This window comes from Bacteroides sp. 1_1_14, from assembly GCF_000162515.1.
Taxonomy (GTDB): domain Bacteria; phylum Bacteroidota; class Bacteroidia; order Bacteroidales; family Bacteroidaceae; genus Bacteroides; species Bacteroides thetaiotaomicron.
This window is the reverse complement of sequence record NZ_GG774707.1, coordinates 201,599-219,837: the sequence shown is the minus strand read 5'-3', so window position 1 is coordinate 219,837 and position 18,239 is coordinate 201,599. Positions and strand designations below refer to the sequence as shown.

13 protein-coding genes and 1 pseudogene are annotated in these 18,239 nt (G+C 44.8%); all 14 read right to left on the bottom strand.

The features are described from left to right. Positions 1–9: 9 nt before the first annotated feature. Complete coding sequence (locus tag HMPREF9007_RS09275) at positions 10–678, bottom strand: CDP-alcohol phosphatidyltransferase family protein (protein ID WP_008762243.1); 669 nt, start codon at positions 676–678, stop codon at positions 10–12. A gap of 39 nt (positions 679–717) precedes the next feature. Further along, positions 718–1,182 (bottom strand): GtrA family protein, encoded by a 465-nt coding sequence (locus HMPREF9007_RS09280; RefSeq protein ID WP_008764781.1) that lies wholly within the window; start codon positions 1,180–1,182, stop codon positions 718–720. A 14-nt stretch (positions 1,183–1,196) separates the two neighbouring features. Continuing rightward, positions 1,197–1,676 (bottom strand): phosphatidylglycerophosphatase A, encoded by a 480-nt coding sequence (locus HMPREF9007_RS09285; protein ID WP_008762241.1) that lies wholly within the window; start codon positions 1,674–1,676, stop codon positions 1,197–1,199. Positions 1,677–1,825: 149 nt separating this feature from the next. After that, entirely contained in the window at positions 1,826–3,115 is a 1,290-nt protein-coding gene (locus HMPREF9007_RS09290) for an inositol-3-phosphate synthase (protein ID WP_008762240.1), read from the bottom strand. A 108-nt stretch (positions 3,116–3,223) separates the two neighbouring features. Beyond that, on the bottom strand, positions 3,224–5,776 hold the full coding sequence (locus tag HMPREF9007_RS09295) for a DUF5686 and carboxypeptidase-like regulatory domain-containing protein (RefSeq protein ID WP_008762239.1): 2,553 nt from the start codon (positions 5,774–5,776) through the stop codon (positions 3,224–3,226). Between the two features lie 107 nt (positions 5,777–5,883). Continuing rightward, positions 5,884–7,176 (bottom strand): ATP-binding protein, encoded by a 1,293-nt coding sequence (locus tag HMPREF9007_RS09300; protein ID WP_008762238.1) that lies wholly within the window; start codon positions 7,174–7,176, stop codon positions 5,884–5,886. Between the two features lie 21 nt (positions 7,177–7,197). Next, a complete protein-coding gene (locus tag HMPREF9007_RS09305; RefSeq protein WP_008762237.1) occupies positions 7,198–8,547 on the bottom strand; it encodes a sigma-54 dependent transcriptional regulator in 1,350 nt (449 codons plus the stop codon). A 68-nt stretch (positions 8,548–8,615) separates the two neighbouring features. Continuing rightward, entirely contained in the window at positions 8,616–10,094 is a 1,479-nt protein-coding gene (locus HMPREF9007_RS09310) for a TolC family protein (RefSeq protein ID WP_008762236.1), read from the bottom strand. Positions 10,095–10,225: 131 nt separating this feature from the next. Then, positions 10,226–12,835, bottom strand: a complete 2,610-nt coding sequence (locus tag HMPREF9007_RS09315) for an ABC transporter substrate binding protein (RefSeq protein WP_008762235.1) — start codon at positions 12,833–12,835, stop codon at positions 10,226–10,228. 84 nt (positions 12,836–12,919) lie between these two features. After that, positions 12,920–14,173 (bottom strand): FtsX-like permease family protein, encoded by a 1,254-nt coding sequence (locus HMPREF9007_RS09320; protein WP_008762234.1) that lies wholly within the window; start codon positions 14,171–14,173, stop codon positions 12,920–12,922. A 32-nt stretch (positions 14,174–14,205) separates the two neighbouring features. Then, positions 14,206–15,495 (bottom strand): ABC transporter permease, encoded by a 1,290-nt coding sequence (locus tag HMPREF9007_RS09325; RefSeq protein ID WP_008762233.1) that lies wholly within the window; start codon positions 15,493–15,495, stop codon positions 14,206–14,208. Positions 15,496–15,532: 37 nt separating this feature from the next. Then, positions 15,533–16,159 (bottom strand): DUF2807 domain-containing protein, encoded by a 627-nt coding sequence (locus HMPREF9007_RS09330; protein WP_008762232.1) that lies wholly within the window; start codon positions 16,157–16,159, stop codon positions 15,533–15,535. 29 nt (positions 16,160–16,188) lie between these two features. Next, positions 16,189–16,854 carry an ABC transporter ATP-binding protein gene (locus HMPREF9007_RS09335; protein ID WP_008762231.1) on the bottom strand — a complete coding sequence of 222 codons (666 nt, stop codon included), beginning with the start codon at positions 16,852–16,854 and terminating at the stop codon, positions 16,189–16,191. A gap of 28 nt (positions 16,855–16,882) precedes the next feature. Continuing rightward, positions 16,883–18,131: pseudogene (locus HMPREF9007_RS09340) on the bottom strand (efflux RND transporter periplasmic adaptor subunit). Between the last annotated feature and the right edge of the window lie 108 nt (positions 18,132–18,239).

The window sequence follows — 18,239 nt, the reverse complement described above, 5'->3', positions numbered from 1 at the left end:
GTTATTTAATTAGTCATTCTTCTTTTCGTTCGCTGTCATCACCTTATAGCAATGTCTCACGCGTGCGAAAGCTGTGATATTGGCGAACACAGCGACGATTGTCAAAGGCACCATCAATATCAGCATCGGATCAAAAGCGGTAATATCCTTGAATACACCGCAGAACAAGGCTCCGAGACTTGTCAGAACCACACGCTCCGGGCGTTGCATAAATCCAACCTTGCACTCAATGCCCAGACCTTCGGCGCGGGCACGCACATAGCTCACCATCAGCGAACCGATCAGGGCAACAAACGCAATGATAGCGTAAATGAAATAGTCTTTGACTGACAAATAGTAACATATACCGAAGAAAGTCATCAACTCACTATAACGATCAAGCACAGAATCGTAGAGGGCACCGAATTTGGAACTCATGTTTCCCAGACGTGCCACACGCCCGTCCATCATATCGAACAATCCGGCAAAAAGGATCACACCTCCTGCCCATCCAAGAATGGACAAATCATTCTGTCCGCCACAGATACCGGCATAGACAAACATACCTGCCGCTACCACATTCAGAATAAATCCGGTAGTAGTGATAAAATTAGGGGTGATGCCTATTTTAATCATTCCATGTATCAAAGGATTGATAATCTTATAAATCAGTTGCTGTAAGTAATCTCTGTAATTCATATACCTAAATCTGTTTTTATCTAAATCTTCTGTTTTCTTTCAATTTCTTTTAAACAAGCTTCTTATATCTATATTCCGGTAAACAAAGAAACGCTGCATATTATAATTCCAGAACAACGCTACAATGACTGCCACCACCACTTTAGGGATGATGAAGAAGTCACCGAAATATTGGCTGAGTGTATCACGTACCCACGGAATTTTCGCTAACGATTCCGTCAGAGTGTACGTCCCCCACGTATTCAGCCAAATACTGCAAACCCACACTATTATGAATTTTACAGCAACATGCGTTTTTTTCCCTTTCGATTTAAAAGTCCATTTATAATTGATAATGCAATTGATAATTCCTCCATAGATAGCGCCCGCCAAGGTAGCATATACATAGTAGACATCAAATAGCCTTACCAGAAGGATAGTCACCAGAAAGTCTGCAATAGTCGCCATTTGAGCCGAAAGCTGCGCCCTTAAAAACATAAAGACTCCACCCTTCTGCGAGATCATCCGTGCAACTCTTTTCAGCCAATCACCCATCGTGCCACCGCTATCAAGATAAAACTATATACACCCGCCAGTACATCATCCATCATTACCCCTACTCCACCTTTAAAGTTCTCCATCTTGCGTACTCCCAATGGCTTTACGATATCAAAAATACGGAACAGAGCAAAAGCCGCTATCACGTACCAATACCACCGGTCATTATCGGGAACTGCCAGTAACGGAATCCACACACCTACCATTTCATCGACCACCACACGTGACGGGTCTTCACCCCAACAAGACTCCAACTTATTGGCAGCCCAAATACCTGCAAAGGTAAAAAGAACCACCAAAGCAGCAGTCGTCCATAATAAAGCAGTGAAAGGAAGCAGGAAGTAAAGTGCAATCCAGATGATAGAAGCCAGCAATGCCCCGGCCGTACCGGGAGCAAAAGGAGAAAAACCAGAGCCAAAGCCCGTGCCTATTAAAACAGGTAGAAAGGAAGGTCTCTTCATTAATAGTTGAGAGTTGAGAGTTGAAAATTGAGAGTGGAGGATGATTGGATGTGCTCCAAAAATAAAAGTTGAAAGTTAAAAGTTGTCTAATGCTGCAATTACATTGCAACAACTTTCAACTCTCAACTTTCAACTCTCCACTTATTTAATTAAGCTAAATAATCAGGTTCTTTTTCACCAATCATGTTACGCAATGTCTGTTTTACCATTCTCCATTGTGTGAACAGGTCGTGTTCCGGCTGATGTTCGAAATCGTGCATCGGGCTCTTGCAGAAGAATGACAACCAAGTCTGGATGCCACACATACCTGCACGCATAGCCAAGTCACTGAACAATACCAGGTCAAGTGCAATAGGAGCAGCCAGGATAGAGTCACGGCAAAGGAAGTTCACCTTGATTTCCATCGGATAGCCCATCCATCCGAAGATGTCGATGTTATCCCACGCTTCTTTGTTGTCCTTACGGGGAGGATAGTAGTTGATGCGTACTTTGTGGTAAACGTCTCCATAGAGATCCGGATATTTTTCCGGTTCGAAGATGGTGTCGATTACAGACAGCTTACTAACTTCTTTTGTCTTAAAGTTGTCCGGATCATCCAGCACTTCACCGTCACGGTTACCGAGGATGTTGGTAGAGAACCAACCGTTCACACCCAGCATACGAGTCTTGAACATCGGAGCCAATACGGTTTTCATCAGTGTCTGACCGCTCTTGAAGTCTTTACCGGAGATAGGAACATTCTTCTGTTTAGAGAATTCCCACATGGCCGGAGTATCTACACACAAGTTAGGAGCACCCATCACAAACGGAGCATCTTCTGCGATAGCAGCGTATGCATAACACATACTCGGAGAGATAACTTCTGTGTTGTTATCTTTCATTGCTTTCTCCAAAGCAGCGAGTGACATGTGTTCGTCTGATAACGGAATGTAGATTTCGGTACTTGCAGCCCACAGTACAACAACGCGTTCGCAGTTGTTGGCAGCCTTAAAGTCGCGGATGTCCTGACGGAGTTGTTCTACCATTTCCCAACGGGTAGCAGCCTTCTTGATATGTGTACCATTCAGACGTTTTGCCCAATTGTGATCGAAAGCTGCAGGCATCGGCTTGATAGCTTCCAGTTCATCTTTCACACCGTTCAGGTCTTTTTCTTTCAAAACCTCGGCATACATAGCAGCTTCATATGCGTTGTCCGGGAAGATATCCCATCCACCGAAAACAATGTCGTTCAAATCAGTCAAGGGCACAACGTCCTTGATGAGTTTTTCTTCGTTGTTTTCCATGCGCATTGTGGCTAACTGTGTAATAGATCCTATCGGTTTTGCCAGTCCCTTGCGAGAGGCTAGTGTACCTACAATCATTGTGGTGGCAACCGCACCACCTACTCCAACTACCAACACGCCAAGACGTCCAGTAGCGGGTTTAATTTCTTGTTTCATTTCTATTCTATTAAAATTAAACTAAAATTGATGCAAAAATAAGATTAATTAATTACTAAAGCGACCTTTGTTTGCTATATAAACATTGCAATTAGCAGGATTTAACTTTTAGAAGGTCATGTGAAGACTTATCCTCAGGCCGGACTTGTCAATATCGGGCGAATCCCTATATGTGAGCCGCCAGACGTAGTCTAAACGTAATACCTTGAAAATGTTTTCAATACCCACACCCGCCTCCACGTAAGGTGTTTTTCCCATTGTACGGGTACTTGCTATCGGAAAAGCGAACAAACCGTCTGTCATATCCGGATTATTCTTATCACTCAAATGCCCATAAAGTCCACGAAAGGAAACTATTTCCCTCCATTTCAGTTTTTTCAACAATGGGATACGATTGAACAACCACCCGTTGAGGAAATAGGTGACGTCCCACGAAAAGTATTCATCATTCATAAACTCCATAGCATTCATTAACGAATAGGATTCCGGCTGAATGGTGTAGGAAAGGTTCGCATTCGGCATAATGAGCAACGGAAAGGGAACTTTATCCCATACCTTCCCTGCTTTCAGGATAATATCCGTATAGCCGAAAGCAGAAAACCAGAAACGTTTCTGTATACCCGCTTCGGTATGATTATAGGTGTAATCACTTCCCAGTACTCCTTTTCCGGCAATGGTGTGCGACAGTGTAAACACCGGAGCATCCAGCGATACAGGGAAGCGGTTCCATTGTGTCTGAAAGAATTTCTCGTTCGGGGCATAGCGCAGCTTCAACTCCGCCGCACTGGTAGAGAAGTCTTTAACCGGAGAGTAAACCTCACCGTCTTTCCGCAGAAAAGGAATCAGGTAGCTCGATTCATCCGTTCGCCTGCGTGCCGTTAGCTGGAAGGAGAAACCGGAATAAAACTCATTGGTATAGGTCATTTCCGCTTGCCGGTAATAGCCGATACGATCATCTTTCTCACGCTTCAAGGCAAGGAAGACATTGTCTTTGCTTGTGTACAGATAGTTTTGTCCGTATTGGTTTACGTCCGATTCATAACGTACTTTCAGTGAATGGATGGGAAATTCATTGGCATATTCCTTTTTCTTTTTAAAGGAGTATTCTACTTCCGCCAGTCCTTTCAGCCTTTCGTCTTTGAAGCCATAAGCGATATAGCCTTTGCCGAACAGATGAGGGTTGAGCCATGCAGTCGTCATTCCACCGGCACGGATACGCGGTCCTTCCAGCGTATTCCCGCTGATGGTGGCATTCATGGGACCGATATAGAAAAGAGGGGCTTCTTTAGAGGTCGGGATGTATCCGGTGAAGAGAATGGATAGCACCTTTTCCGTCCAATAATAGACCGGATAGCCACGCAGTTGCGCCATCAGGCGGTCTACGGAGTTCTCCTGTTGCGAGATGGCTGCTTGCGGACGGTTCTCCGCCCAGAAAGTTTCGGGTCGGGACAGCGCTTCGGTTTCTTCGATGATACGTTCCGGTTTGGTGAAGGCTTTATCGGCTTCCTCGGTCGGAAGGAAAGAATAACGACTGTAATCCGCCACCCGACGGGCAAAGATACCATCCTGTCCTTCGGTCAGTTTGAATTCTACGGTGATACTTTCATGGTCGAGCAGACGAGTACCGTCTTCTGCCCGCTTAAATTCCTGTTCAAGCAGCATATAATCGACAAAGTTCAGATTGATCTTCTTCGGGAAGTTAAGTACGGCACGTTTGACAAAGTAGGTAGAGTCGAGCGTGACATACAAGTGCCCGTTAAAACCGAAAGATTCGGAATTAAAGGGGGTGAAAGCAAGGTCCGCACAGGTTTCACCGCCGATCTGCAAGGTATCCATCAGATAATATTTGTAGAATCCTGTCCCGATGCGGGATAAGGGGCTGACGAACTTATTGGTGAACAGGGAGATGTTGTTCTCGTAAATGTCCACGTCTTTAAAGACTTCATTAATAGCAGCCTGCATACCTTGTTTGGAAAGGAACTCATCGACTCCTGCCTGCTTGCGTCCCTTCACCCACTGCTTTTCGGAATGAGGAGATTTGCGGTAGTAGTCCGTAGCAAGAAGTTCACGGGCAGATACGGTCAGTATCGGTTTTCCGGTGACGGCAGAGGTGTCTACATATTCTGTCAGGAAATCAAATTTGCGGTATAGCCATTTCTTCTGTTTCTCTTCGTCGAAGTTGTTCAGCGCAAAGGTAGTCTTCTCATAACGGTCGCGCTGCCAGAAGTCTTTCTCATTAGGAGAATGGTCGTCACGATGTTCTATCATCCGACGGACAAACTCCACAGCGGGATTGTCTTTCTTACGGTAATGCTCGCGTTTAGGCTTCACCAATACTTCGTTGAGCGCATATGTAGCGGGAGAAAGTGCTACTTTATACGAAAGATTACGTGCCGGATGGATCAGCCGGCTATATTCATTATAGCCTACGGTTGAGATCACAAGCACTCCTTCGGAGCGATGAGTTTTGAAATAAAAGCGTCCGTCACTTCCGGTAGTCGTTCCTTCGGTCGTGTTTTTCAGACGTACAGATACATAAGATAAGGGTTCTCTGGTCAGAGAATCAGTCACCACACCCTGCACTATGTATTGGGCACTTAGCGGAATACTGATAGCCAATAAAAGAAAGAGCGCTACTGCACCTTTAATTATTAATCTCATATCTTATACCTTAACATCCTATTGAATTGAGCGGGGCAAAGGTAGGAGGGATTTCAGAACAAAAAAAGGTCTATATAGCGGAAGAACTGTTCTCGTTTGACATTTGATCAGGGAAAAAGAATACGGAATCTGGTCAATCCGTCGGCATAAGTCCGCAGAGAGAAGGTACAGCCGTGACGCATCAGAACCTCCCGGATAAAGATCAGTCCGATTCCCTGACCATTGGGCTTGGTGGAGAAGAACGGGCTGAACAGCTTCGCTTCCACCTCTTTGCTGATTCCCTTGCCGTTGTCCACCACTTCGACAATGGCAGGAGAAAGGGTGCGGACGATAATCTCTCCATCCTTCTCGATGCTTTCCGCAGCATTCTTGATGATGTTTACCAATACCTGTTCGAAGAGGGAGGCATCCATTTTTACCTCTTTCAGCGTTTCGTCTATCTCCAGACGAAGTTTTATGTTCCGGTCGGTACACATACCTTCCATAAAACGTTTGCATGTAAATGCGAGGTCATTCAGGTCGACAAGCGTGAGCGTCGGTTCGGGAATCTTCACTACATCGGCAAAACGGGTGATGAAACGGCTCATAGAGAAACAGCGTTCGGTACATACACGCATGACATCGCAAATATCATCCATGCCTTCTTCGGTAGAAAGCGCCTGTTCTACCGTATCCAGTGTGGAGGTTATTCCGGCAGTAGTGTTGTTCACTTCGTGGGCAATCATGCGGATTACTTTCTCGTAGGCTTTCTTCTCTGCCTTCATCACTTCGTCCGTCAGACTTTCTATCAGGAAGAAGGGGTGCTGAAATCCACGGTCAATAAAAGAGGAATGCGTACACCTATAAATATTCGAATCATTCAGACGGACGGTAGCCGTTTCTCCTTTCGGTACGTTTGCCAACTCGGCGGCAAGCGGAGAATCTATCTCGTTCATCTTTTTACCCAGAACATCTTCCTGACGGACACCCAGCATTTTCTGCGCCATCGGGTTCAGCTCGGAAAGGTCCTCGTCCAATGTGGTGAGGATGACTCCCATCGGAGAGGCTTTAATCAGCAGGTCAAGGAAGTTATTCTGTTCGCGGAGACGGAGACGTTCATTCTTTAGTTGCTCCATCATCCGGTTGAAGACGTTCACGATACGGTCAGCTTCATATTGCCCCACGGGACTTAACCGGCTGCTGAAATCCTGTTCGCGCAACAGTTCCATACCGCTTCCGATAGAGTTCAGCGGTTTCACAATCTTACGATAGAAAAACGGGAGATAACACAGGATAAAAAGGACCAACCCCTCTCCTATATAGAAATAGATCATATTCAACCGGCTTGAAAGGAAAAGCAATCCACCCCCCAAGACCAGAAGCAGGAAAACGAGTATACCAAAGAATCCTTTTATACGCATAATAATAGTAACATCTATCTGCTAAACACTGATTCCAAACTTCTCCAGACGACGGTAAAGGGCGGCACGACTGATGCCAAGCGCTGTAGCTACCTGACTCAGATTTCCCTTATGACGCTCCAAAGCCTGCAAAATCGTCTGCCGTTCTATTTCATCCAGAGTCATACCAGCAAAGGATGCGCCTTCGGCGACTTTCTGATCTTCGTGACGGATATACTGAGCATCAAAGTCGGCGGCATCAAGCGTCGGCTTTCCATTGACCAAAATCGTACGTTCTACCAGATTCTTCAATTCACGAATATTTCCCGGATAAGGTAAGCGACTCAGAAACTGCAAGGCATCCGCCGAAAATTCGGTGCGAGGAAAACCGTTGGCCTCCGCCTGACGATCGGCAAAGTGACGTGCCAGCAAGGGAATATCCTCCCGACGCTCACGCAAAGCCGGCAGTCTGACGGTAATCAGATTAATACGATAAAACAAATCTTCGCGGAAAGTACGTTCGCCCACCATCTTACGCAAATCGGCATTGGTAGCAGAGACGACACGAATATCCGTCTTACGGGGACGGCTGTCTCCCAATACTTCAAACGTCTGATCTTGTAACACCCGCAAGAGCTTCACTTGACAGGAAGGGTCGAGATCACCGATCTCGTCCAGAAAGATGGTTCCTTTATTCGCCATCTCAAAGCGTCCGATACGGTCGGAGGAAGCATCCGTAAAAGCTCCTTTCTTATGGCCGAACATTTCACTTTCGAACAGACTTTGGGAGATTCCTCCCAAGTTCACCTTGACAAAAGGCTGTTTGGCACGCTGGCTGTTGATGTGTATCGCCTCGGCTATCAGTTCCTTGCCCGTCCCACTTTCTCCGGTGATCAGTACGGAAGCATTCGTCTTTGCTATACGGGCAATGGTGTTCAGTACTTCCGTCAGTCCCTGACTACGGCCGATGATATGACGACGGTCGAAAGCGTCATTCTGTTCCTGCGTTGTCTCTTTGGGAGAGCCTGCCAGTTCCAAAGCCGTCTCGATACGCTGCAACAATGCCGCATTATTCCAAGGTTTGGTGATAAAATCGAAGGCTCCTGCCTGCATACCTTGCACGGCAAGCTGTATGCTTCCCCAGGCGGTCATCAGTATCACCGGAGTTTCCGGACGGAATATTTTCACTTGCCTGAGCAAAGTCAGCCCTTCTTCACCTGTAGTAGAAAGGGTGAAGTTCATATCCATTAAGATTAAATCCGGTGCTACGGAACGCACCACCTCCATAGCTTCCCGGGGACCGGAAACCGTTTGTGCTTCATATCCAGCCCGCTTCAACATAAAACTGAGTGAAGAGCGTACCGCACTGTCGTCGTCTATTATTAAAATCATAGTTTAAATTACTTGTGACAAAGATATTGTAAATACTCAATACAAGCAACAAATAGCCCGATTAATCCCTATTGTCGCACTATTTCATCAAAATCTGCTTCCAACTCCGTGTTAGCCTGGAAATCCCAGAGAGTCAGACTACGGATCTGATAAAAGTAATACCAGTAATAATAAAGTTCGGAGATGTGTTTCCGGCGTGCCTCGTCTTTGGCGTTCTGGGCATCATTCAAATCCAGTGTATTGATTTTACCAATCAGGAAGGTTTCAATACTGGTTTTGTAACGTTGCTGAGCTATGCCATCCGCCTCTTTGGCTATCTCCAATTGCTGTGCCTGATTATTGAAATGCTCTACCAGCAAGAATATGTCCTGATTGAAGTTGATCTGTTCCTGCCGGATCTTCGAAAGCACTACATCGCGGTTGCTTTTCGCTACCCGTACCTTTCCGCGTCTCTTTCCCCAGTCCAGAATCGGAATCTGAACGCCTACCTGCACAATCTGATTATCCTGCAAGTTCCTGTAGACACTGGAAAGTTCACGACTCTCTCCCGTATATCCTACACTGGCAAACAAATTAATGCTACGCAGATTACCACGTGCCGTAGCTACCGCATAATCGGCCTCCAACTGACGGCGACGAATATTCTGGGCAAAAGAATTACGTTCCAGCGCTTTATTCAAAACCATATTATATTCCATTTTACCACAATCTACCGACTCGGGAACGACAGGACCGAGGATTTCATCCTCTCCCACTCCCAGAAAGGCACGAAGCTGGAACATCTTGGCATTCAGATCACTTTCGGCTTCGGTCAACGCAGCCTTTGCATTCAATGCCGAAAGTTTTAACTGGAGAAGTTCATTTTCCGAAATCTGTCCCATCTTGCGTTTAGCTATAGCCACTTCGTAAAGCTGATTGGCATTCGTCAAGTTCTGACGGGCGGTTCCAAGAGTCTCCTTCGCCAACAGCAGATCAAAGTAATAGGTAATAGCCCGCATCGTCACTTCTTCGGTAGCTGTGATAAATTCCGCTTTCGCTTCGGCATATCGCACAGGTTCTATACGCCTGTTCCACTTCACATTATTCACACCAAGAATAGGTTGGGTCAGTTTTAAAGTAACAGGAACGGACATCAGATGGCGATCACCGCTATTACCCAGTTGCTTTAGGTAGTCGAGGGAAGAGGTTAGTGAAAGTTGTCCACCGGTAAGCCAGATATTCTGGTCGATGGAAAGTTCACCGGAAAGACCTAAGGCGCTGTTGCGGACAAAGCTGTAAGAACCGTCCGGATTCTGATAGGAGCCGTAAGATTTATTGTAATTAGGCAGTGTTCCTTTCAGATTGATTTCCGGAAGAAGATCGGCACGGAATGTGCGATATTCCCAATAAGATGTTTTCAACTCATTCAAGGCAACGGCAGCGTCAACAGACTGCATACGCGCCATAGCGATAGCTTCGTTCAAGGTGATTTCCCTCTCTTTCTGTGCCGACACTGCCAAAGGCAGACAGATTGCAGCCAGAACAAACAATATACTTTTCTTTTTCATTGTACACGGTATTTTCCAGTCAGATAGAATCAAACCATGTGCCAAAAGAATAATACATTTACTATCAATCGGTTAGAGAAATGTATCAGTGTTCATTTTCGGACACTATGCACAGAAATGAACGTTCAGTCTTATTCGCAGAAATTCGGGATACGTACAGTAAAGCGAGTTCCCCTGCCTACTTCGGAAGTCACAAAGATCGTTCCTCTCAGACGTTCGACAATCGTCTGGCAGATACTCAATCCAAGACCGGCTCCCTGTGTAAAGTTGTCCACCTTATAGAATCGTTCGAAGATATGACGGATACCTTCTTCGGAAATGCCGACTCCCGTATCTTCCACAAAGATTCGGGTATATTCGGGATCTTCATCTTCCTCATATCCGAAAGTAATGGAACCGTAAGTCGTAAACTTGGCAGCATTATTGATCAGATTATTGACGACTTGTTGGAGACGGACATTATCTGTCACCAGATATTTTTTCTCATTATCGGGCATACGAAGCAACAGTTCCACTCTCGGAGGCATATTCAGTTGTTGAGAATCATGCACTGTCTTCAGCAGCAGAGGCAAATTATGATTGGCAAACATAAATTCCATTGTTCCTGACTCGATACGCGACAGATCGAGAATATCATTAATCAATGCAAGTAACAATCCGCAATTCTTATTGATCGTTGCTATAAATTGCCCTATTTCCTCTTCTGTAAAGCCGCTTGTATCGCTCAACAAGTCGGAGAAACCGACAATAGCATTCAGTGGTGTACGGATTTCATGACTCATATTGGCAAGGAAAGCAGATTTCAGTTTGTCAGCCTGAAGTGCCTTATCACGCGCCTCCCTCATTTCCTGTTCTGCTGTCTTATAACGTTGGATACTTTGGCATACACCTAATATATTATATAGCGAATCTCTCGTCAGACCGGAAATAACAGAGGAACGGTATTCCCACCATTCATATTCTCCATTGGCATTGCGCTGACGGAAATTCAAACGGGTATTGGTTTCTTTTCCCGCCAATGTTTTATCAAAGAGAATACGCATTTCCTTCAAATCCTCCGGATAAACCATACGATCCATTTCGTCGCGGGTGATGGAAGTAATCGACTCATCATAACCAAAACGAACAAGAAAACCTTGCGGAAAGATGAAACTATTACTCTCCACATCAAACTGCCAAGGGTAAATAGAACTTTCCTCCACGGCCATGTCAAAGAAACGTTTCTGCATTTCTTCATCCGATACGTTGCGTGCCGAAAGTGCCATACCGGTAATCTGCCCGCCTGAATGAATCGGAACAACTTCCCCGGAAACCGGGAAATAATGTTCGCTATGTACTTCTTTCATAAAAGCCCCATCGGGAATAATGACACTCTGCCCAGTCTCTCCCACCTTCTTCAATATCTTGTAAAGGATATCCTGACCGTTATAGTATATTTTGAAAATACTGCCCGCCATCATTCCTTCATAATTCCGTCCGCCCGATTCTGAGGGTAAATGAAGGATCTTCAGCAGAGAACGGTTGGTAAAGTGAATATGAAGATCAGTATCATATGTGATCACACCGTCGCGTATGGAATGGAAGATATTATCAAACTCATTCCGCTGTTCCACCAGTTTATTCTGCACCAACAAGCGGGTCTGGGCATGTATCCGTCGCTTAGCTTCACGACGGTTGACACGAATGAGCCACACGATAGAGACGATCAACAATGCCAGGATAGATGGATAAAGAAGAATAAACAATAATTTATATCTTTCCCAATACGGCTGATTAACAACACTGCCACTGGAGGAAACCTTATCCGGGTCTATATGAAAGAAGTCCAGCTGTTTATAATCGTAAATAAATCCCTGTTCCGTCTCCGTCACACCCAGTTTCAAGGGAGATTCCCCCTTCAACACTCGCGATGCCTTCTTTGCAGCAGACATCGCAGAGGTATAGGCGTCTGCGTCATATGCCGCAAATACACCGTTCATCAGCCCCACATTCTGACTGGAGAAGACCGGTGCTTTGGAGTTCTTGCCTACAAACGAAAGGAACGGTGACCATTTGGGAGCAACCACAACCCGAGCATAACTATTGCGGGGATAACAGATAGCCGCAATAATATGATTGGTTGATTCATGCTGGGTATTGTAGAGTTTCATCTTGTAATCTGGATTCTCTTCCTGAAAAAGCTGCCATTCTTGTTTGAAGTCCTCACGTCCCTTATTACTCAGAAAACTGTTGTCAATCACACATATCACTTCTTTCCGTTGGGGAAATACCTTTTGTGCCTGCTTTAAGATCACATAAAAATCGGGATTAGCGGTGAATCCGCATACATTGGGAAGACTCGCTATAAGTTCTTTATCGGGATATTTGATTCCGAAAAACACAACCGGAACTTGGTAAGGCAACGAATCGCCGGAAGAGAAAAGAGTGTAAAAAGCCTCATCGCTGGCTGTGATAATCATATCCGTCTTTCTGTCACGGGCACGCTGACAAAAACGCTGCATAATCACTTTCTCCGAACTGAATGACCAAAAATCGGCATCCAAATATTCAGTAGTAATATTTACTTTCAGTCCATTCTCTTTGAATCCCTTGGTCAGCCCCTCATTCAGGTCGTTATGCCAAGGGGTTTGCGAGGTATAAGATTGAATAAAAAGTATGTTGTATGTATGTTCTGCTGCCGCCGCCCGGGCAAAAACAACGAAGAACAAAACAACAAACAAACAGTAATATTGTCGGTTCATAAGCAAAAAACAGCATTGTTTTTCAACATTTTGCCTACAAAGATAAGTTATTATATTGAAAACAATGCAAATAGCTTCAGTTTTTTATTCCTCGCGTAAGGCTTCTGCCGGCTGTATACGGATCGCCTGCCGGGCGGGGAACCAAATGCCTATGAGTATCATCAAAGCCATCAAAAGACTTGTCACACAAAAAGTGATAAGAAAACGAATGATACTCCACTCTATACCACCTTCCGTCAGTTCCAGATAACCTATATTATAACAAATAATTGCAGCAGGCAAAGCAGCCAGTGCCAGTAGCAACAAGCCTTCTTTATTAAGACGATGCCAGAGTCCCATGCGGGTGGAACCGACTGCGACACGAAGTCCGAGTTCTCCACGACGATGCTGGGTACGAAACCAGAATGTACCGACTATTCCCAACAGGATATTCACCAACAAAAAGCCCATCATCCAAAACCGCGTCTGCATCTGATTGACATTGGTACGATTATAATCCTCACGTATCATCTCGTAATCGTGTACCTTCAGTATAAAAAGATTTCCCACACTGAACTGGGTATCCGACTGTTCCATCAGACGCTCCGGAAAGCCGGGAGCCGTATTCGGCTTTACACGCAGGCAAACTTCCGTATTGAGCGGATACAGGTCATCATTAATCTCGGCCAATTGTGCTTCCGTAAGAGGAATAGCCATATAGCGATCGCTGTAATTTGGCCAAAAATCATTGTAACGTACCTTAGTCGATACGGCAGCTATTTTATAAACGTCTGTAGAATCATCCACATTCATGACTTCTTTTCCCAACAACGTACGGTCACCCTTATAACCGTCAGGCCATATATTCTCGCTGAGAACCGCATTTCCGTTTTTTATAGCCTGCATTAAAGGCTGATATCCCTGTCCATCCGCACTTTGATAACGGAACACCTGAAAAAACTCCGGTGTTACCGGACGTCTCAACGGACTGCGCACCAGCGTATCAAGGCGAAAACGGATGCCGGAATTACTTCCTATATACGGACGTGCATTCACTGATATCGAGACAGCCTCTACTTCCGGCAAGCGACGGAGTCGGTTAGTCAGTTCAACAATGTCCTGTCCCGTCGTCGTTTCCTTCTGCCCTTTCGGAATATAAGAATCACTCTTATTGTTTTTCAGACTGAGTTCCAGATAGTAAGTATTGGTGATGTCATATCCCAGCGGTTCGTAATAAGTACGCGCTGTTGCATACGTCCAATCGACAATATACCACAACACCACGAAAACAATCAGCAATTCTGCCCACAGCCACCCGTTCGAGCGACGTTCGTTCCATATTTGTTTTAACAGTTGCATCTTCTTAAAAATTAGTTTGTTGAATGTTTCGGTTATCTCTCATTGATGGCATCCACAATATTTGTCCGTGTCACTCTCCATGCCGGAATGGCAGCACTCAATAAATTAAGTGCAAAGCAGGCAAAAAATGCGAGCAAGAACACAACCGGGTCAAACAGCAGATCCATACACATGGTCCGCAAATCCGTCACACCATTACCCATAAAGTCAATGGAAAACAGCATACTTCCCAAAAAGAAAGTTGCGCCATAACTCAGAATTAATCCGAGCACTCCACCCAACAGTGAATAAAGCATATTCTCAGAAAGTACCTGTATCATCAGTTCGCGTCTGGGCGCACCGAAAGCTTTTCGAACACCGATTTCAGAAAGGCGTTTGCGCATACGCGACAATGTCAGTCCGGAAAGGTTGACAGCAGGTACGATCAACAGAATGATTAACGTTATTATATACTGACGGACAGCCTGCTTCACAGCCGGAGGATTATTGGCTGAATATCGTTGCGCCGCCACAAAATAAGTATCCGGCTGGTCACGATAGAGCAATTCATAATCCGGATAACCTTCCATATATCTGTCCCTGAGACGTTCAGCTTCCATACGGATTGCCGGAAAGTCATCCTGAGATTTAGCCAAAATGTAGACACTCACCATTCCCATAATTCCATATTCACCCCAACTGGCGGTAAACGCATCTGTTGAACTTAAAGGAATCCAAATCTGGGCATAAGCATACCGTGCCAGTTTGGATACGGGACGCACAACTCCACAAATCATATAAGCGGAGTGATTTAAAAGGAATGTTTTTCCGACTACATCCGATGTTCCGAACAATTGCCGGGCTATATCCTCAGATATTACTGCTTTGGTTGCACCGGCATCAAAAGTAGCCTTATCAAACGGATATCCCGAAAGGAAATCGAACTTAAATACTTTCCAGAAATCATCATCCACCTGCAATACACTGCAACTAACCTTCTCTCCCGCTGGCTTGGCAGCCAGCATCGTTTCCGAGAAACTGCTGGTTATAGTAACTGCTTCAGGGGCAGCCATTTCTTTAAAACAGGCTTTCGCTGTCTTATAAGAAACAGGTCCGTTACTCTGCCAGTTCTCGTTTGTTTTATACTGAAATCCCGCATACCTGAAAATCAACATACGGTCACGATAGCTTTCCGGAGCAAAGGGTGCAATAGTAGCACGCAATGTGATCACAATCACCATAATCATAGCAATAGCCAATGCCGTACCTATGATAGAGATAGAAGAAAGTAACTTATTCTCCCTCAACAGGTGAAATGCTTGTTTGAAATAGAGTTTTATCATTGTAATCTCATTATCTTCTCATTCATTTTCATACTTATCAGAATCCCCAGCCTTTCGTGCTCACATCCGGGCATTTCAGGCCTTTATGATTGATTCTGCCTACTCCGTCACGCTTCAGAGAAGCTCTGTCTGCCTTGCCGGACAATTTGATATTTCCGACTCCATCCACTTTGGCTTTCACAGTATTGCAGTTTACATTGACATTCATATTCCCTACCCCGTCTACCATTAATTCCAACTCATCACAATGGAGCTTTTTCACCTCACAGTTTCCCACTCCATCGAGTTTGAAAGTTACATTTTTCAGTTTCAGGGTTTCTTTAGCATTGAAGTTGCCGACACCATCGATCTTTACACTCTTCAAATCAGGGGCTGTGATATAGAACGTCAGGTTCTTAACGTTTTTTACATTCTTCTGCTTATATTCGATAACCAATGTTTCTCCTTTTACCGTTACTTTTGTTTTATCGACATATTCAAAAGGACCTTCCATCCGACAGGAATAAGTATCGGACTGAGTGAAAATAATGTTACCTACCGACCGCAGATTGATAGCGGAAAATTCGCCTACTTTACAATCTTCACTCACATTTTGTGCCCAAAGCGGGCAAAAGGCTACACTTAATAATACCGCAACAGCAGTTATAAAAATATTCTTTGTCATGATTAGCTTTTTTAGAGTTTAAAAGGGGATTACTGTACCTGACGGCCATCGAAGAAACGGATAGTTCTTGAAGTCTGTTTCGCCTGTTCTTCATTATGCGTCACCATAACGATAGTTCGGCCGTCTTCCTTATTCAGCCGATGGAGAAGTTCCATGACTTCGGCACCCATCTTAGAATCCAGATTACCGGTAGGTTCATCGGCCAGAATTATCTCCGGATGACCGATAATTGCACGCGCTATGGCCACACGCTGACACTGACCACCGGAAAGCTGTGTCGGAAAGTGATTCATACGATGACTCAATCCGACTTTTTCCAGTACCTCCTTCGCCAAACGCTTGCGTTCACCGCTGCTGATACGACGATAGAGTAACGGTAACTCAACGTTATCCATCACATTGAGTGAATTAATCAGATGGAAAGACTGGAATACAAAGCCCAGTGTTTTGTTACGGAAAGCCGCCAGTTGCTTATCTTTCATTCCCTCAGTGTGCGTACCGTTAATTTCAACAGTTCCTGTTGTGGGTGCATCAAGCAGTCCCATAATATTCAACAAAGTAGATTTGCCACATCCGGACGGCCCCATAATGCTTAGAAATTCTCCGCGGTCTACGGTCAGATTCACGTTTTCCAGTGCTACCGTTTCAATCTCGTCCGTACGGTAAATCTTAGAGAGAGAAGTCAATGTTATCATAACTATAAGTATTTAATTTAGATCGTTTTTATCTCATTTTCAGCTTATTCTTGTTCTTATAAGAGCTCATATCACTGACTACCACTACATCTCCCGGTTGTAAGCCACTCACCACTTCCACATATTCAAAGTTGGAATCGCCCAGCTGTACTTTACGTTTCACCAGTTCGTCATCAGATGTCCGGACAAAAAGATCATACTCACCACGTCCCACATAGAAAGAAGCGTTTGCCATCCGCATCACATCTTCCTTTACGGCATTCATCACATAAACGTCCGTTTTCAGTCCCGAACGTAAACGGTGGTTATTATCGTCTTTCAACTGCACTGTAAAAGAAATGACTCCGTTTTTAGACAGGGGTGTCACACTGCTGACCGTTCCTTCCAGTTTGTCATTGCCTATCTTTACAACCGCTTTTCCTCCGGCAGCTACCCGGTCACCGTAGGTATCGGCTATTTCACCTTCTACCTTAAAATGGCTTAAGTCTGAGATGATGGCCACCTGTCCGCCTTGCGAAATCTGAGCACCGATCTGATTATTAATGTAGGTAAGAATCGCTTTACGCGGAGACCGAATCTGGGCATCGTCCAGTGTACGCTTCATTTCGGCAAGACTTTTACGGAAGATATTGAAATCCAGTTCCTGCACTTTCAGTTCGGCAGCCGCTACTTCTTTTTCGTTCTTATATTGTTGTTGGAGCTGTTCGTATTCCAGTTGTGCTACGTTATAGCTCAATTCTGCCTGACGCACTTTATCTGTTGTTCCCGCTCCCAGACTGTCCAGATAGTGTTCGTTCCGAAGTTCCACTTTCATGCGGCTCAATTTCATGGCAGAGACCTTAATCTGCATCGCCATATCGGAAAGTTTCGTCTGATTATTGACGCGAAGCTGATCCAGCTTATAGCGGCGCATCTGTTCTTCGTCAAGCAGTTTTTTATATTCCGTTTCCGTGCTCTGAAGGTCGAGTTTCAGAATCGGAGTACCGATTTCCACACTGTCTCCACCTTTTCTATATACTTCAACAATACGGCTGTTAATGGGAGAATTGATGATTTCTTCAAATGCAGGGACTACCTTGCCGGAGGCACTGACACTAACTTCAATCATTCCCTTATCAACTGTAGAAAGTACCAGATCCTTTTTTTTCCACTCCTGTCCGCATGACAGATATAAGTATGCCGATAACAACTATACCGGCCACTCCTATCGATGAATAACGGATGATCTTTTTATTGCGTTCTTTGTTACGCACTTCTTTGGGTATTTCTCTGTCCATATCTAAGTATTTACAATTTCACTTTCAGTTGTTTTACCTTTTATTATACCAAATCTATGCCAAAAGCATAATCAACTGATTAACAGAGAATAATAAAAAAGAGAAGGT

Bases quoted from the DNA above. Each gene is read 5' to 3' on its own strand.
- HMPREF9007_RS09305 (WP_008762237.1), bottom strand. From the start codon at position 8,547: ATGATTTTAATAATAGACGACGACAGTGCGGTACGCTCTTCACTCAGT.
- HMPREF9007_RS09315 (WP_008762235.1), bottom strand. From the start codon at position 12,835: ATGAACCGACAATATTACTGTTTGTTTGTTGTTTTGTTCTTCGTTGTT.
- HMPREF9007_RS09335 (WP_008762231.1), bottom strand. From the start codon at position 16,854: ATGATAACATTGACTTCTCTCTCTAAGATTTACCGTACGGACGAGATT.
- HMPREF9007_RS09275 (WP_008762243.1), bottom strand. From the start codon at position 678: ATGAATTACAGAGATTACTTACAGCAACTGATTTATAAGATTATCAAT.
- HMPREF9007_RS09325 (WP_008762233.1), bottom strand. From the start codon at position 15,495: ATGATAAAACTCTATTTCAAACAAGCATTTCACCTGTTGAGGGAGAAT.
- HMPREF9007_RS09295 (WP_008762239.1), bottom strand. From the start codon at position 5,776: ATGAGATTAATAATTAAAGGTGCAGTAGCGCTCTTTCTTTTATTGGCT.
- HMPREF9007_RS09330 (WP_008762232.1), bottom strand. From the start codon at position 16,159: ATGACAAAGAATATTTTTATAACTGCTGTTGCGGTATTATTAAGTGTA.
- HMPREF9007_RS09290 (WP_008762240.1), bottom strand. From the start codon at position 3,115: ATGAAACAAGAAATTAAACCCGCTACTGGACGTCTTGGCGTGTTGGTA.
- HMPREF9007_RS09320 (WP_008762234.1), bottom strand. From the start codon at position 14,173: ATGCAACTGTTAAAACAAATATGGAACGAACGTCGCTCGAACGGGTGG.
- HMPREF9007_RS09310 (WP_008762236.1), bottom strand. From the start codon at position 10,094: ATGAAAAAGAAAAGTATATTGTTTGTTCTGGCTGCAATCTGTCTGCCT.
- HMPREF9007_RS09280 (WP_008764781.1), bottom strand. From the start codon at position 1,182: ATGATCTCGCAGAAGGGTGGAGTCTTTATGTTTTTAAGGGCGCAGCTT.
- HMPREF9007_RS09285 (WP_008762241.1), bottom strand. From the start codon at position 1,676: ATGAAGAGACCTTCCTTTCTACCTGTTTTAATAGGCACGGGCTTTGGC.
- HMPREF9007_RS09300 (WP_008762238.1), bottom strand. From the start codon at position 7,176: ATGCGTATAAAAGGATTCTTTGGTATACTCGTTTTCCTGCTTCTGGTC.